We start from the raw sequence: 14,711 nt of genomic DNA on the forward strand, positions 1-14,711 counted from the left end.
AAAAGAAGGGCAAAGATGGACGACTTTTACGCCGCCCGCAGCAGGGTTATCCCGCCGCTACCGTGGTCGACTTTCTCACCGCCGTTCTCACCAACGCCCCGCTTTTCCGCCACCGCGCAACTCAGACTTCCGCGCTTCAAACGCATCCCGAGCGATGTCTCTAAATAAATGCAAGTTGCGCTGGGCTTCTACACGTTGTTTTTGCCGCTCTCTGATCGGATCTCGGCCTTCCCGCAGTTCGCGTCGGGCTGCGTCAGCTGTTTCCCGGGCCTCCGCCAAGCCAACATCCGGCCACCGCCCGAGGCCCATTTCCCGTCGCTTACCGAAAACCGTAAGTCTAAGAACCCACTTACCGCTTTTTGAATCTGCCTTAACAAGCCAGAGCCCAGCGCCATCGCAGTGCTTTCCAGCACCTAGCGCAATAACGCCACGCACGCTCAATTTGTTTTTCGCCATATATCTCTCTACCGGTCCACCCATTGGCCCACCCCTAGGTATGGTATGTGCTGCCGTTAGTCGAGATTAATTGAGATCGAATGAAGGAGGTAAGTTAAACATTTTCATACAGTTAATCTCTATTTGAGATTTTTTGAAACATCTACATATAGGGTTTCAATGCCCTCCAGCAGCACCATCTAATTCCAGAAAAGTGATATAGAATTCCTTCCTTGGATAAGCCTGTCGTTCGGAATCGCCTCTTCCATCTCAGATCGGCGGCAGCAAACGCGCGCGCTCAATTGTTCTTCTAGGCATACTGGATTCTACGAATCCAGTGATGCAACGCTGCCACAAGGCAAGTCTCGATTGCCGATATGATTGTCTACCTGGTCGCCAAAACGCTAAACTTGAGCAAGTTTGCGCCGTTCATTCAGCGAGTTTCCGCAGCGTAAACCTACGCCCCATTTTCGTTCCATCAAAATTGTCCTAAGCCGTGCCAGCCATTTTCTTGGGGGCCAAAATGAAGTTCAGCGTTTTTGAAATTGTCTGTTTTCTTTTAGCGAGCGCCGTGGCGGTGGCGGGCTTTGTTGGGGCCGCCAACGCACTGATATCTGCCGTTTGAGGGTTGAGAGCAACTTTCCCTCAAACGCTCCGAAGCTTACTTCGCTGCCACGTTTGGGTAAGCCTGGAGCACTGGCAAAGGCGGCATTATTGGTAACAATGCGCGTCGCCCGAACCTTTTTGGATCGGCGCAATACTCCGCATTGTTGGTCTGGCCATCTGACCTAACGCCCGTTTATTTAATCGGATGCAATTGCGTATCTGTTTCAGCGCGTTCTGCAAGATACGGCCCCGTCGATATGTTTGAGAATTCGAACGGGCTGGCAACGCTCTGTCAGAGTACTCATCAGAGCACACGGCGTGGGTGGTTTGCTGGCAATATTCGCCTGTGCAAGCCCCAGAAGCCCATCTGGCTACGCTTTCAGACACGCTACCGCCGGAAAGCCTGTCACTTGTGATATTTTAATTGCCCGAATACTGGCTTGCTCTACCGATTGCGCTTCGATTGATCACTTCTCCGATGGATCACTTTCGGCGTAGTCCCGCAAACGCTCGATATTCGCAATCTCGGCATGGTTGCGATTGATCTTCACCCCAACCGTCTTCAGGCGCGAAAATGCCCGACTGAGGCTTTCGGGCTTCATTCCCAAACGACCTGCAATCAGCATTTTATCGTAGGGCAGCTCAACATCGCAGCCATCGGTTTCGTCGTCGCACAAGGTTAGCAAAAACTCGGCCACCCGCTGCGCACCGGTTTGCGCCTTGAGCTGTTCAAGCTGCGCCACCAGCGAATGCAGATGGGTAAAGGTCGAGGCCAGGATCGACACGCCGATCTCCGCGTCTTCCTTCATCAATGACAACAAGAGAGGGCTGGGGATGTGCATCACTTCGCAGGCCGACACCGCCTCGGCCGAGACTGGATAGGGCACGTTCCGGAGTGCGACAGCCTCACCAAAGCTCTCACCCTTGGTAAAGACACTCACCACGGCTTCGGCCCCGGTGGGTGACATGCGGAACAGCTTGACCCAACCCGCCAAAACCACATGCACGGCTTTGGCCTTTTCTTCCTGAAGGAAAATCGTCTCGCCCCTGTCATAGCTGCGCCAGATTGCGTGGCTGAGGAGCGTGTCTACGTGCTGGTCCGGCAAACTCTTGAGCAAGAGAGACTGCCGCGCGATGGCTTTTTGTGCTTCATGCGCCAAGAAGGTTCCCCTTTTTCCCTGGTCGGTGGTCTGACCGGTACATCCTTCGGGTTCAGGCTATGCCAAAGCCGGGATCGGCGCACTAGTCTTTTCCTGCATCAACTTGACTATTGTCATGTTGCCGGCTGCGCCCCGCGCCTAATCTCGGTCCAAAGCCAGTAATCCGGGGAGCAAGAAAGATGGACTACGAGCGATTTTTCACCCAGAGCCTGGACGATCTGCGGGAGGAAGGAAACTATCGTGTTTTCATCGACCTGCAACGCCGCTGCGGTTCCTTTCCAAACGCCCGCCAGACCGATGGGCAGGTGCAGCGGGATGTACGTATTTGGTGCTCGAACGACTATCTTGGAATGGGCCAGCACCCCGAAGTGATCGTGGCCATGCATGACGCGCTGGACCGTTGCGGCGCGGGCGCCGGGGGAACCCGGAACATATCAGGCACCACTCACGATCATGTGCTGCTTGAGGCCGAACTGGCCGATCTGCACCGAAAAGAGGCCGCGCTTCTTTTCACCTCTGGGTATGTTTCGAATTGGGCCGCTCTTGGTACACTGGCTGCGAAAATCCCCGGCCTGATCGTGTTCTCGGATGCGCTGAACCACGCCTCGATGATTGAAGGTATCCGGCATTCCCGCGCGCAGAAGGTGATCTGGAAGCATAACGATCTGGAGGATCTTGAGGCGAAACTGGCCGCCGCCGATCCCGATGCGCCCAAGATGATTGCCTTTGAATCGGTCTATTCGATGGATGGCGACATCGCGCCCATCAAAGAGATTTGTGATCTGGCCGACAAGTACGGTGCGATGACCTATTTGGATGAGGTTCACGCCGTTGGCCTTTATGGCCCGCGCGGCGGTGGTATTGCGGAACGCCAAGGTCTAATGGATCGTCTGACTGTGATCGAAGGCACGCTGGGCAAGGCATTTGGGGTGGTCGGCGGGTACATTGCAGCTTCGGCCGCGCTGTGCGACTTCGTCCGCAGCTTTGCCAGCGGGTTCATTTTTACTACTGCCCTTCCGCCGTCGATTGCAGCTGGTGCTGCGGCTTCAATCCGCCACCTGAAACAGTCGAACGTTGAACGCGATCTGCAAAAGGCGCGTGTCGCGCAAGTTCGCGCCCGACTTGACGCCGAGGGCATTCCGCATCTGCCCAACCCCAGCCACATCATCCCGGTGATGGTGGGTGACCCGGTGAAGTGCAAGTTCATCTCGGACATGCTGTTGGAAGAGTTCGGCATCTACATTCAACCGATCAATTACCCCACCGTGCCCAAAGGGACCGAGCGCCTGCGGATTACGCCGTCTCCGGTACATACGGACGAGGATATAGACCATCTTGTCGGTGCTCTGTCAGCTTTGTGGCAGCGGTGTCAGATCGCACGAATGCCGATGGCCGCGCAGTAATTCAATGCGCCCCTGAGCGTGGCAAACTGCCGCCCAAATAGGGCGGCGTTTTTTGTTCAGATCAGATAGAGGCCAAAGATCAGCAGCGAAAACCCGGTCAGGACCAAAGTGAACCCTCGCAACCAGGCAGGGCTGTTCTCAAGGCTGAGATAGTAAGCAAGGATAATTCGGCATTTGCCCCATGCGAGGATCAATATCCCACCCCCCAGAAGAACCGCTGGGAGGTTAAGCATGGTCAGCAGGGCGGATGCGACGCTAAGCACGATTAAAGCGAGCCAGGCGCATGTGATTGGGTTCCGCAGCCTCCGGCGGGAGTTTTTGGAAAAAGATGAAGAAACGCGCATCGGTTTCATCCCAACAGATAAATCACTGGGAACAACATGATCCAGACCAGATCGACCATGTGCCAGAATTGTGCGCCTGCCTCGATGTTGCGCGGGTCATCGCGCCACGCGACCACCAGCAGGATGCCCACACCGGCCAGCACATGCGCGGCGTGAAAGCCGGTCAGCAGATAGTAGAACAGAAAGAACGGATGCGTTTCAAAGGTGATCCCTTGTGCTGACTTATCTGCATATTCCACGCCTTTGACAATCAGGAATACGATACCCAGAAGGGCTGCTCCGATCAGGACCAGACGTGCCGCTCTGCGGCGGGCAGCCAGACGCCAGTGCAGCGCCTGCGCGGCGAGATAACCAGAGGTGACAAGAACGGCGGTATTGAACGCCGCCCCTGTGCGATGCAGATGCGACTGCGCCTCGGCAAAACCCGTCGGGTCGGTTAGGCGCACACCCATGAAGGCGATCATACCGGCACCGAACACCAGAAGCTCCGAGATGATCAGCACCCACATCAGCAACTCGCCCGGAAGCTCGTCGATCAGAGAGGTATCGCTCATGCGCCGACCAGTTGGCGATAGATCTGAGGTAAGGCCATCGTCAGGCGGTGCGGATCCGGGATGACGGCAAAGCCCCCCTGCCCGAACATACGCGGGAACCAGGCTTTGCCGGTTTTGTCGATGGTAACACCAAATACCGATTGCCCGGCCCGGCGCGCCTCGCGGACGGCCATGCAGGTGTCCTCGATACCGTGGCGACCCTCATAGTGGTCCAGATCGTTGGGTTTGCCGTCCGTAATGACCAATAGTAACCGACGCTTGCGGGATTGACTGGCCAAATCAGCCGAACAATGTCGGATAGCCGCGCCAAGCCTTGTGTAGTGACCCGGACGTAAGGACGCGATGCGTTGCTCGACCTTTGCACCCATCGGCTCATCGAACCGCTTGCAGCGCTGTACGTAGACGCGTTGGCGTTTGAGCGAACTGAAGGCGTGAATGGCGAAATCGTCGCCGCAGGCATTCAATCCCCACGCCAAGGCGGCCAGTGCCTCGCGTTCGATGTCAATCACAGCACGGCCTGTGACGGCGCTTTCGGTAGAGCGGCTGACGTCCAACAGGATCGAAACGGCCAGATCGCGCGCCTCGGGTCGGGATTGCATCCAGATGCGTTCCGTGCCTTCGCCATTTGCGCTGCGATCGACCTGTGCACGTACGGCGGCCTCGACATCCAACTGATCACCGTCAAGATGGCCTCGGGTCATCACGCGACCGGGCCGCAGGGCTTCGAACTGGCGTTTCACAGCGCGGATACGGCGGGCGGTGGCAGGGTCTTTGCCGAACTCGGCGGCATCTTCTCGAATATCTGCATCAGACAGCAAAACATTTACATGGTCGGGCAGATACTGCCCGGTGCGCACGTCCCATTCGGGATAGAGGATACGGCCCGACAACCGCTCACGATTCACATCCTCGGGCGCCAGATCGAGATGGAGTTTCAGCTTAGTCGGCGGGGCCTTTGAGATCTGGCCCAATCCGATCTCTTCCTGATCGTCGGCAGCTTTCTTGGCATTGTCGGGATCGTCATCGTCGATGCGGCGATTGATGTTCAGGAATTCGGCCCAGCTGAGGATGGCCTCGAACTTGTGCAAAATGAAACTGTCACTGCGCGCGGCCTGATCCGATTTGCGGCGTCGCGCGCGGTGGGTTTTCTCGCCTGACTCTTCGGGGGGGCCTTCGGTGTCGGGGTTTTCAACCTCGTTATGTTCGGAAAACCCAACAGCGCGCAGTTCTGGCCACAGGGGGACCGGGCGGAAATGCTGATAGCTGCGTGGGGCGGTGACGGTATCATCCAAAGCCCACAGGTGCTCGGCATTCTCGGACAGGGGGGCAGGATCGCCCAGCATCTTGCAGACCAGTTCCTCGACAGCCGCTTCGATGGGTGGCAGGTTCGGTACATCTCGCTGGTGCAGGATACCTTTGCAAAGCTCGGAATAGAGCGGGCTCAAGCCCGGCGCATCTTCCAGCGTGACCTCGACCATGTCCTGCGCGGCTTTCAATGCAAAGAGATCAGCGCGCAAAGGATCATCTTCTTCAATACGGGTCCCGGCATGAGCGGCGGCGGCAGCCAGCCAGACATAGAGCGCGCCATTTGCTTCGCGCGCGGGGAAAACAGCCAGCCGATCCGGCAGGCGCAAAACCTCGCCGTCGAACGAGGCGCGCGGCATCATCTCGGCCTCGGTCGCCAACCGGCGACGCCATCCCAAACGGTGACGTGAAACCTCGGGTGAGACCGGGCGCAATTCAACGCCCGGGCTACCCCCTAGTCCACGAAAAAGGACAGCCAGCCGCCCCGCGACCTCTGAGAGGTCGACCGCGGCTCCAACATGCACCTGGGGTGCATCGAGGCGGCTGGCAAGGGTGTGCCACAGTTTCCCGATCGTTTCTTCGGGTTCCCATGGCTCAAAATCGATCCTGACCATCGGCCGGCCTCACCCAAAGACAGCCGTGACAAGATCGAGGAGCCCGCGTTTGATATCCTCTTCATCTGTCAGAGGTTCGATCATGGCGGCAAGGATGGCCCGATCTGTCGACATGCCTTGCGCGATCAGCGTTGCGGCATAGACAACAAGACGGGTGGAAACGCCTTCCTCAAGGTCCTGACCCTTGAGCCCGCGCAGCTTGTTCGCCAGCCGGATCAGCGGTTTGCAGCGCTCCAGCGCCAGCCCGCTTTCTTGCGCGACGACTTCGGCCTCCATCTCGGGCGACGGGAAGTCGAACTCGAGCGAGATAAAGCGTTGCCGGGTCGAAGGTTTCAGGGTTTTCAGGATATTCTGGTATCCGGGGTTGTACGAGGCCACCAGCATGAAGCCGGGTGCGGCCTCAAGCTCTTCGCCCGTGCGGTCGATCGGCAGGATGCGCCGGTCGTCGGTCAACGGGTGCAGAACGACGGTCACGTCCTTGCGGGCCTCGACCACCTCATCAAGGTAGCAGATCGCACCTTCGCGCACCGCGCGGGTCAGGGGGCCGTCAACCCAGACGGTCTCGCCACCTTTCAGCAGGTAGCGCCCGATCAAATCGGCGGCGGCCAGATCGTCGTGGCAGGCCACGGTGTAAAGCGGACGACCCAAACGGGCTGCCATGTGTGCCACAAATCGGGTCTTGCCGCAGCCCGTCGGCCCTTTCAGCAGGACCGGCAGGTCGTTGTTATAAGCGGCGGTGAACACATCGCATTCATCGCCCTGTGGCAGGTAGAAGGGGGCGTTTGCCGCCCCCTCAGTCAGTTTCATGGAGCCATCCATATCCATCACTCCGCAGGGGTTTCAGCTGCACCGGGTTCAATGACCTCTTTCCGGGGCACCCAGATCGAGTAGATGAACAGCAGCGCACCAAGGACCACGACGATGCCGGAACCAAGACGCATCCAGTAGAAGATCGCGATCTGATCCTGCACATCCATGAAGTAGTCACCGACCACACGTTGCATATGTGTCTGCACGGTGCCGCCAAAGGTCAGGACGAAGGTCATGAAGACCATGCCGCTGGTCATCAGCCAGAACGAACCCATGTTCAGCACCTGATTGTACGGATCGCGGTTCTTCAAGATCGGCATCGCATAGCTGAAGATCGCCAGGTTGAGGCAGACATACGCGCCGTAAAAGGCCAAGTGACCGTGGGCCGCGGTGATCTGCGTACCGTGGGTATAGTAGTTCACCCCATGCAGCGTGTGCAGGAAGCCCCAGACACCGGCACCGAAGAACGCAAGCGTGGCACAACCCAGCGACCACAGCAGCGCGGCTTTGTTGGGGTGGTCACGGCGGCCTTTCCAGACCATGACGAAGGCAAAGGCCATCATTGCAAAGAACGGGATCACTTCGAGGCTTGAGAAGATCGAACCGATCCACTGCCAGTAACCGGGTGTACCGATCCAGTAGTAGTGGTGACCCGTGCCAAGGATGCCCGAGAACAACGCAGCGGCGACGATGACATAGAGCCATTTTTCGACCACCTCACGGTCTACACCGGTCAGCTTCAGCATAAGGTAGGCCAGAATCGAGGCCATGATCAGTTCCCACACACCTTCGACCCACAGGTGGACAACATACCACCAGTATTGCTTGTCCAAGGACAGGTTGCCCGGATTGTAGAAGGCAAACAGGAACAGCAGCGCCAGACCCCACAGACCCAACAGAAGGATGTTGGTGATGGCGGTCTTCTTGCCCTTCAGAACGGTCATCGACACGTTGTAAAGGAAGATCAGCGCGGCGACGACGATGCCTGCCTTGACCCATTTGGGTTGCTCAAGGAACTCGCGCCCCTCTTTGCCCAGCAGCCAGTTGCCTTCGAACAGGTTGAACACATACGTCACAACCACACCCAAAGTGCCGACTACCAGAATGATCAGCTGCAGATAGGCCAGCTTGGGCGAGTGGATCTCGCGTTCCGCCTCTTCCGGGATCAGGAAGTAAGCGGCTCCGAAAAAGCCCAGGATCAGCCAGACGATCAGTGAGTTTGTGTGCAGCATCCGCACGATATTGAACGGCAGAAGCTCACTCAGGAAGTTCGGGAATACATAGATCAGACCGGCCAGAAGGCCGCCCAGAACCTGTATCGCGAACAGGGCCATAGCCACCGCAAAGTAGGCATAGGCGATTTTTTGGGATTCGTATTTCATTGCTCCGTTCCCTTTCTCAGCCTGCCTCATTGGGCGGCCAGCCCTGAGCGTCGATGTTGTCGGTCCAGATCAGGAAGTTCGCCAGATCGCGGATCTCTTCGTCGCTGAGGTTGAAATTGGGCATCTGCCGACGACCGGGAATTCCGGTCGGCTGTGCTTCCATCCAGCCCTTGAGGGTTTCAAAGGCTGATTCCGGGTCGTCCAGCACGCCCCAACGGGTCATCACATTTGCAACTTCGGGCGCATAGTATGCGCCCTCGCCCATAATCGTGTGACAGTTGATACACGCGTGCTTTTCCCAGACATGTTTGCCCCGGATCACACTTTCATCGAGCTTCGCCGAGTTCTCGGAGTTCACGATATACAGGTGTGAATGGGCCGACAGGGCCAGAAAGATGAGGATAAAGAACAGTGACCCGCCATAGAATATGTTGCGCGCCATGCTCTTGGTCATGACTTCTCGCATTGCGCTCTCCTTTGCGCAGATTAGCTAGTTTGGTCAGAATGGCGGCTGGGTCATGGTGGCTCCTTAACGAAAGTCAAGACTGCCGGAAGTAAATGAAATTCAGGCCGCTTTGGCAGTGCGCGGGCCCGTCAAAGCGGGCCACATTGCGACCAGATACAGGGCAAAGGCGCAGACCCACAAACCGTCGGACAGCAGCATCGCCACCATGTATCCAGCGTTCAATTCCGCGCCGATCCAACGCGACAGCGCCGCCACGGCCATAAGCCCATAGGCCACGACCATCGGCGCAGGCGCGATCAGTGCGCGACCGCTGTGGCCCAGCGCGGCGCGGCTCATGACTGCAAGGGTCATACCGCCGACACAGCCGATACCCAGAACGTGCAGGGCAGCGATTTCATTGCCCAGGCCCAACACTGCCAGCCCCCACAGGATCAATCCGACCGCCAGCATTCCCAGACCAAGATGCAGCGCCAACAGAATCGGCTGCCGCGCAGCCCAGCGTGACCGCCAGCGGGCCATGCGCAGAATCTGAACAACACCAAGGGCCAGCGCGCCCGCCCCGACAACAAGCCCGGCGCCCAGAACCAGAACGCCCAGCGGCAGAACCAAAGCCAAGACCATTCCAGCCTTGTCCAATGCGGCGACCGACACCGGCCAGCCCGCCTCGGGCACGCCCGCGCGCTTCATCGCATTACGGGTAAAAGCCGGAGTGATCCGTCCGCCCAAGATGGCGATCATTGAACACAAGGTCAGCAGCCCAGCGCGCAGCCCGGTTTGCAGCGTATCCGCGGTGACCCCCATCCATTCCAGATGAGCCAGCAGGTTCGCGACCCAGATCAGGCTCAGCAACAGCAGAAAGATCATGTTCTGCGGTTTCGGACGGCGGAGCAACTGCGTCAGGATTTTAGCCGCCAAAACGGGCACAAAAGCCAGATCGACCACGGCAACAAAGACAGGAGACAGCATCCCCGAAAACCACATCGCCATCCGACCAGCCAGCCACAGCCCTGCGGCCAAGGTGATAAAGCGCGCGCGTGCCTCGGGCGCGCCGGTCCAGTTCGGCACGGCTGTCAGAAAGAACCCGCCCAGCGCGGCGGTGGCATAGCCAAAGATCATCTCGTGCGCATGCCACATCGGCGGCGTCATGCCATAATCCGGCGCCAGATATGGCGCGGTCAGCCACAGCCCCCAGACCAGCCCGACAAACAGCCCGTATAGACCGGCAGACAGGAAGAAAACCCGAAACCCCTCTGCGAGAACACGGGTGACGACAGTGGACATTGCTGCTCTCCTTGGCCGTTTTCCCAGCCCTAGCAGCCCGCATGCGCGCAGGACTTAACCAAAATCAAAACCGCGAAAACATGCGCCAAAAACCCTTATTTTTCGTGGGTTTTTTTACTTTTTTTCCGACCCGTGCGGCGAATTGCACCCCCAGCGTTGACTTTCGTCAAGGAGCGCCCATGCGCAATGTCTCACCCTTGGACCTGCCTCACCAGCAAATGGAGAGTGATCATGTCACTTGGAATCAGCTACAACAAAACTGGCCGCGCCTTTGGGGTCGGTTTGGCGATGCTGCTGGGCAGCGTCGCTGCACCAGCCCTCGCCGAAGAGCCAACCCTTAGCAAGGAAGCCTTTGAATCCTCTAAGCAACTTTACTTTGAACGCTGCGCCGGGTGTCACGGCGTGCTGCGCAAAGGGGCGACCGGCAAAAGCCTTGAGCCTATGGTAGAAACTAAGAACGCCGATGGCACCGTCACCGAATCCGGCACCCTGAAGCTGGGTCAGGAACGGCTTGAAAAGATCATCGCCTGGGGAACCGAAGGCGGGATGAACAACTTCTCGGACGTGATGTCCGAGGACGAGATTCGCGATATGGCGACCTATATCCAGATGGAGCCGCCCAAGCCGCCGGAAATGTCGCTTGAGCAGATGATGGCGACCCGCAAGGTCTATGTCGAACCCGAAGACTACCCGACCGAGCCTCTGCATGGCCGCAACTGGGAAAACTTCTTCGTCGTGATCGAACGTGACGTGGGCAAAGTGGCCGTGATCGACGGCGACACCAAAGAAGTGCTGGCGCACATTCCGACGGGCTACGCCGTACACGTTCTGAAAGCGTCCGAGCACCATAAGCTGGAAGAGCCGGATAACCCGGGCCGCTTCTGGTACACCATGGGCCGCGACGGCAAGATGACCAAAATCGACCTGTGGCAGAACCCTGAAAACATGTTGGTTGCCGAGGTCAAGATTGCCTATGACGCCCGCGACGTGGCTGTTTCGGGTGATGGCAAATACGTCATTGGTGGCGGGTACTGGCCCCCGCACTTTGCCATCGTTGACGCCGAAACCATGGAGCCCAAGAAAGTTGTCTCGACCCGCGGTGTGAACGTGGACGGGGATTACGTGGAAGAAAGCCGTGTGGCCGCCATCTACACCACCCCAAACGAGCCGACATGGATCGTGGCGGTCAAGGAACTCGGTCAGCTCTGGCAGGTCGACTATACCGATCTGGATAACCTGCGGATCGACAAGATCGACAGCGCCAAGTTCCTGCATGACGGGTTTTTCGATCCGACCGGTCGCTTCTTCCAGATCGCCGCGAACGCGTCGAACAAGATGGTGGTCGTGGACACCCAGACCCACAAGCTGGAAGCTATGATCGACACCGCGCCGCTGCCACACCCTGGCCCGGGCGCCAACTGGGACGACCCGAATTGCGGTCCTGTTGCCGGTACAACCCACCTGGGCGAAGGCACCGTGACTGTCTGGGGCAACGACCCCGAAGGTCACCCGGATCAAGCTTGGCAGACCTGCTATGAAGTCGAAACCGACGGTCCCGGTCTGTTCATTCGGACCCACCCGACATCCGACTACATCTGGGCCGACCAGACCAAGCACCCCGAGCCTGAGATTCAGCAATCGGTGCAGGTCATCGACAAGGCAACCGGTGAGATCGTGAAAACGATCCAGATCACCGAAGAGGAAGGCAACGTCGCCGTCCACTTTGAGTTCAACCAAGATGGCTCCGAGGTTTGGGTTTCCAAGTGGAACCGCTCGACTTCGAAAGAGCCTAACGGTGAGATCGTGATCTTCGACGCCAAGACGCTGGAAGAGATCGGCCGCGTGAAGGGTCTGTTTGCCCCAACCGGCAAGTTCAACGTCTACAACCGGTCGAACCACGTCACCTGACGGGTTCACACCCAACACCGGAAAGGGCGGGCCCCTCGCCCGCCCTTTCCTCGTTTTCCCCATCAGCCAATCGCGCCGGCCTGACACGCCGGGCCAGTCAAGAAAGCCATAACGGAGCCCGGATATGACCTCCGAACCGGATAAGAAACCACCGATCTGGCGCCGGTATTTCCTGTGGGGAATGCCTGTGGCCGGCATTGCTGCGGCCTTTGCCGCCGGCATCATCTTCTGGGGCGGGTTCAACACCGCCATGGAAGCCACAAATACCAAGGAATTCTGCGTCTCGTGCCACGAGATGCGCGATTTCGTTTACGAAGAATACACCGGCACAATCCACGACGTGAACCGATCCGGCGTGGGCGCGGTCTGTTCCGATTGCCACGTGCCCAAGGACTGGACCCACAAGATGATCCGCAAGATCAAGGCGTCCAAAGAGCTTTACGGCAAGATGGTTGGCTCGATTAACACCCGCGAGAAGTTTGAAGCCAAGCGCGTGCATCTGGCTATGAATGAATGGGAGCGGATGAAGGCTACCGACTCGCGCGAGTGCCGCAACTGTCACGATTTTGAATCGATGATGCCTGAATTCCAGAAACCCCGCGCGCGTCAGCAGCACCTGAACGCGATGACCGTGGGCCAGACCTGCATCGACTGTCACAAGGGAATCGCGCACTCGGATGCCCGCGACCGCGCCGACGAAGAGTATCTGGAACAGCTGGAAGCGCCGAACCCGGCTTTCATTCGCGAAATCCCGGCCGAATATCTGGCCAGCCTCGAGAAGATCGAAGCCCTGGAGGCCGCTGAAGTCGAGGCTGAGAAAGCCGCCAAGAAGGCTCAGCAAGAGGCCCTACAGGCACAGATCGCAGCCGCTGTCGATGCCGCCGTGGCGGAAGAGCGTGCCAACGCTTCGGGTGAGGCCTCTGCCGCGTCTGCAGGTGGCGGAAGCGATGTTGCGAGCAACATCGACTGGAACGCCGTGGCCAGCGCCGATCTGAAACTGTTCTACCCCGGTCAAGCCTCTTTCGAGTGGGTCCAGAACGGCAAGTTCCACGGCGGCGCGCGCCCGCTGACCAAGGGCGGAGATCAATGCACAACCTGCCACGCCGCAGAGCTGGACGCGATCGGCAACAAGATCGTTGCCGGTGGTGATCTGGAGCCTACCCCGATCCCTGGCAAGCGTGGTGTGATCGACGCAACCGTTCAGGCAGCGCATGACAATGAAAACCTGTATGTTCGCCTGCAATGGCCGGATGCGGGCCACAACCCTGCTCCGTTCGTTGATGGTGGCAAGATGGACCCGGACAACCAGGTCAAGGTGGCAATGATGATCACCGGCACCGGCATCGAGATGGGTGATCAGGTCGGCTGCTGGGCCTCGTGCCACGCCGACAACACGTACATGCCGTTTGATCCGGGTGCAGAGGCAATTGCAGCCAACGGTGATGTATCGGGTCGTCTGACTGCCCAAGACACCGTGACCAAATACATCAGCGAAAGCCGCACCGAGGTTGATACTAAGGGCCGTCGCGGCAAGCCGATGGGAGGTTGGGACAAGCTGCATAGCGCCGAACAGATCGAGCAGTATCTGGCAGACGGCACCTATCTTGACCTGATGCGCGTCTATGCAGATGGCAGCGCCACCAACGGCTATCTGCTGGAGCAACGCGTGGTCAATGACGGTGAGATCGCCGCCTCGGCAGAGCTGTCCGGTGGTATGTGGACCGTGGTCTTTAGCCGCCCGCTGAACTCTGGTGCGCCCGGTGACGTGCCGCTTGAGCCCGGTCAGACCTACACGGTTGGCTTTGCCATCCATGATGACTTTGCCTCCGCGCGATTCCACCATGTAACGCTGAACACCAGCTTGGCGCTGGATAACGAAGGCGCCAACATCAACGTGGTCAAACAATAAGTGTGGGGGCCGGAAAATCCGGCCCCTTCCCCATTTGGAAAGGAGACATGGACGATGAAATCCCACCGCCTTCTTCCCGCGCTGCTGCTTCTGGCTGCGCCCGCATTTGCCGACGACGCGTCTGAAATCTGCGCCGAGGCCGAGGAACGCTATGTCGAATTGTTCGGTCAGCCCTCTTCAGCCGTTGAAGATGCCGAAGTGGTGCTGATGTACAAATACAATTTCTGCCCGTTTGAGTTGACCGTGAAGGCAGGCACCACAGTCCGTTGGGTAAACGTGGACAAGCGCACCAGCCATTCGGTCCTTCTGAAAGATGGCAGCGAACCCGAAAGCGACCGGCTGTTTCCTGAAGAGTCGGTCGATCTGACATTCCTGACCGCTGGCCCGCAGGAATATCTATGTGGGCCGCATTGGGAAACGCAGAACATGATCGGCATGATCACCGTGGAACCCTGAGCCGAGGCAAAAATACAGGCAAGATCAAAGGAGCGCGGGCAAATCCCGCGCTCCTTAACTTTAGTCAAGGAAGCCGCA

13 protein-coding genes are annotated in these 14,711 nt (G+C 58.3%); 4 read left to right on the plus strand and 9 right to left on the minus strand.

What is annotated here, in order from left to right; translation table 11 throughout:
* Positions 1-87: 87 nt before the first annotated feature.
* Both ACR0LN_RS15775 and ACR0LN_RS15780 read right to left on the minus strand, forming a co-directional pair.
* Positions 88-480, minus strand: a complete 393-nt coding sequence (locus tag ACR0LN_RS15775) for an Arm DNA-binding domain-containing protein (RefSeq protein WP_480430972.1) — start codon at positions 478-480, stop codon at positions 88-90.
* 1,028 nt (positions 481-1,508) lie between these two features.
* Positions 1,509-2,201, minus strand: a complete 693-nt coding sequence (locus ACR0LN_RS15780) for a Crp/Fnr family transcriptional regulator (RefSeq protein WP_480430974.1) — start codon at positions 2,199-2,201, stop codon at positions 1,509-1,511.
* A 179-nt stretch (positions 2,202-2,380) separates the two neighbouring features.
* Between ACR0LN_RS15780 and hemA the strand changes: the two genes are divergently transcribed.
* Positions 2,381-3,604, plus strand: a complete 1,224-nt coding sequence (gene hemA, locus ACR0LN_RS15785; protein ID WP_480430975.1) for a 5-aminolevulinate synthase — start codon at positions 2,381-2,383, stop codon at positions 3,602-3,604.
* Positions 3,605-3,660: 56 nt separating this feature from the next.
* On the opposite strand, the gene ACR0LN_RS15790 is transcribed toward hemA, so the two are convergent.
* From ACR0LN_RS15790 to ACR0LN_RS15820, 7 genes are all read right to left on the minus strand, one after another.
* Positions 3,661-3,957 carry a cytochrome C oxidase subunit IV family protein gene (locus ACR0LN_RS15790; protein WP_480430977.1) on the minus strand — a complete coding sequence of 99 codons (297 nt, stop codon included), beginning with the start codon at positions 3,955-3,957 and terminating at the stop codon, positions 3,661-3,663.
* Positions 3,954-4,502 carry a cytochrome c oxidase subunit 3 gene (locus ACR0LN_RS15795; protein ID WP_480430978.1) on the minus strand — a complete coding sequence of 183 codons (549 nt, stop codon included), beginning with the start codon at positions 4,500-4,502 and terminating at the stop codon, positions 3,954-3,956. Before ACR0LN_RS15795 ends, ACR0LN_RS15790 begins: the two co-directional genes overlap by 4 nt.
* On the minus strand, positions 4,499-6,421 hold the full coding sequence (locus ACR0LN_RS15800) for a nitric oxide reductase activation protein NorD (RefSeq protein WP_480430980.1): 1,923 nt from the start codon (positions 6,419-6,421) through the stop codon (positions 4,499-4,501). Before ACR0LN_RS15800 ends, ACR0LN_RS15795 begins: the two co-directional genes overlap by 4 nt.
* Positions 6,422-6,430: 9 nt before the next feature.
* The gene (locus tag ACR0LN_RS15805; protein WP_480430982.1) at positions 6,431-7,240 is read right to left on the minus strand and encodes an AAA family ATPase; all 810 of its coding nucleotides are present in this window, start codon (positions 7,238-7,240) and stop codon (positions 6,431-6,433) included.
* 5 nt (positions 7,241-7,245) lie between these two features.
* Positions 7,246-8,613 (minus strand): cbb3-type cytochrome c oxidase subunit I, encoded by a 1,368-nt coding sequence (locus ACR0LN_RS15810; protein ID WP_480430984.1) that lies wholly within the window; start codon positions 8,611-8,613, stop codon positions 7,246-7,248.
* A gap of 16 nt (positions 8,614-8,629) precedes the next feature.
* Positions 8,630-9,079: a c-type cytochrome gene (locus tag ACR0LN_RS15815; RefSeq protein WP_480430985.1), complete on the minus strand. Its 450-nt coding sequence runs from the start codon at positions 9,077-9,079 to the stop codon at positions 8,630-8,632.
* A 99-nt stretch (positions 9,080-9,178) separates the two neighbouring features.
* Positions 9,179-10,360, minus strand: a complete 1,182-nt coding sequence (locus ACR0LN_RS15820; RefSeq protein WP_480430987.1) for an NnrS family protein — start codon at positions 10,358-10,360, stop codon at positions 9,179-9,181.
* 231 nt (positions 10,361-10,591) lie between these two features.
* Here ACR0LN_RS15820 and ACR0LN_RS15825 point away from each other — a divergent pair, with 231 nt between their 5' ends.
* From ACR0LN_RS15825 to ACR0LN_RS15835, 3 genes are all read left to right on the plus strand, one after another.
* Positions 10,592-12,268 carry a cytochrome D1 domain-containing protein gene (locus ACR0LN_RS15825; RefSeq protein WP_480430989.1) on the plus strand — a complete coding sequence of 559 codons (1,677 nt, stop codon included), beginning with the start codon at positions 10,592-10,594 and terminating at the stop codon, positions 12,266-12,268.
* Positions 12,269-12,392: 124 nt separating this feature from the next.
* Positions 12,393-14,177, plus strand: coding sequence for a NapC/NirT family cytochrome c (locus tag ACR0LN_RS15830; protein WP_480430991.1), 1,785 nt, complete (start codon positions 12,393-12,395; stop codon positions 14,175-14,177).
* Between the two features lie 54 nt (positions 14,178-14,231).
* Positions 14,232-14,633 carry a cupredoxin domain-containing protein gene (locus tag ACR0LN_RS15835; RefSeq protein WP_480430993.1) on the plus strand — a complete coding sequence of 134 codons (402 nt, stop codon included), beginning with the start codon at positions 14,232-14,234 and terminating at the stop codon, positions 14,631-14,633.
* The last annotated feature ends 78 nt before the right edge of the window (positions 14,634-14,711 follow it).

It is taken from the genome of Ruegeria sp. AA6, assembly GCF_056542865.1.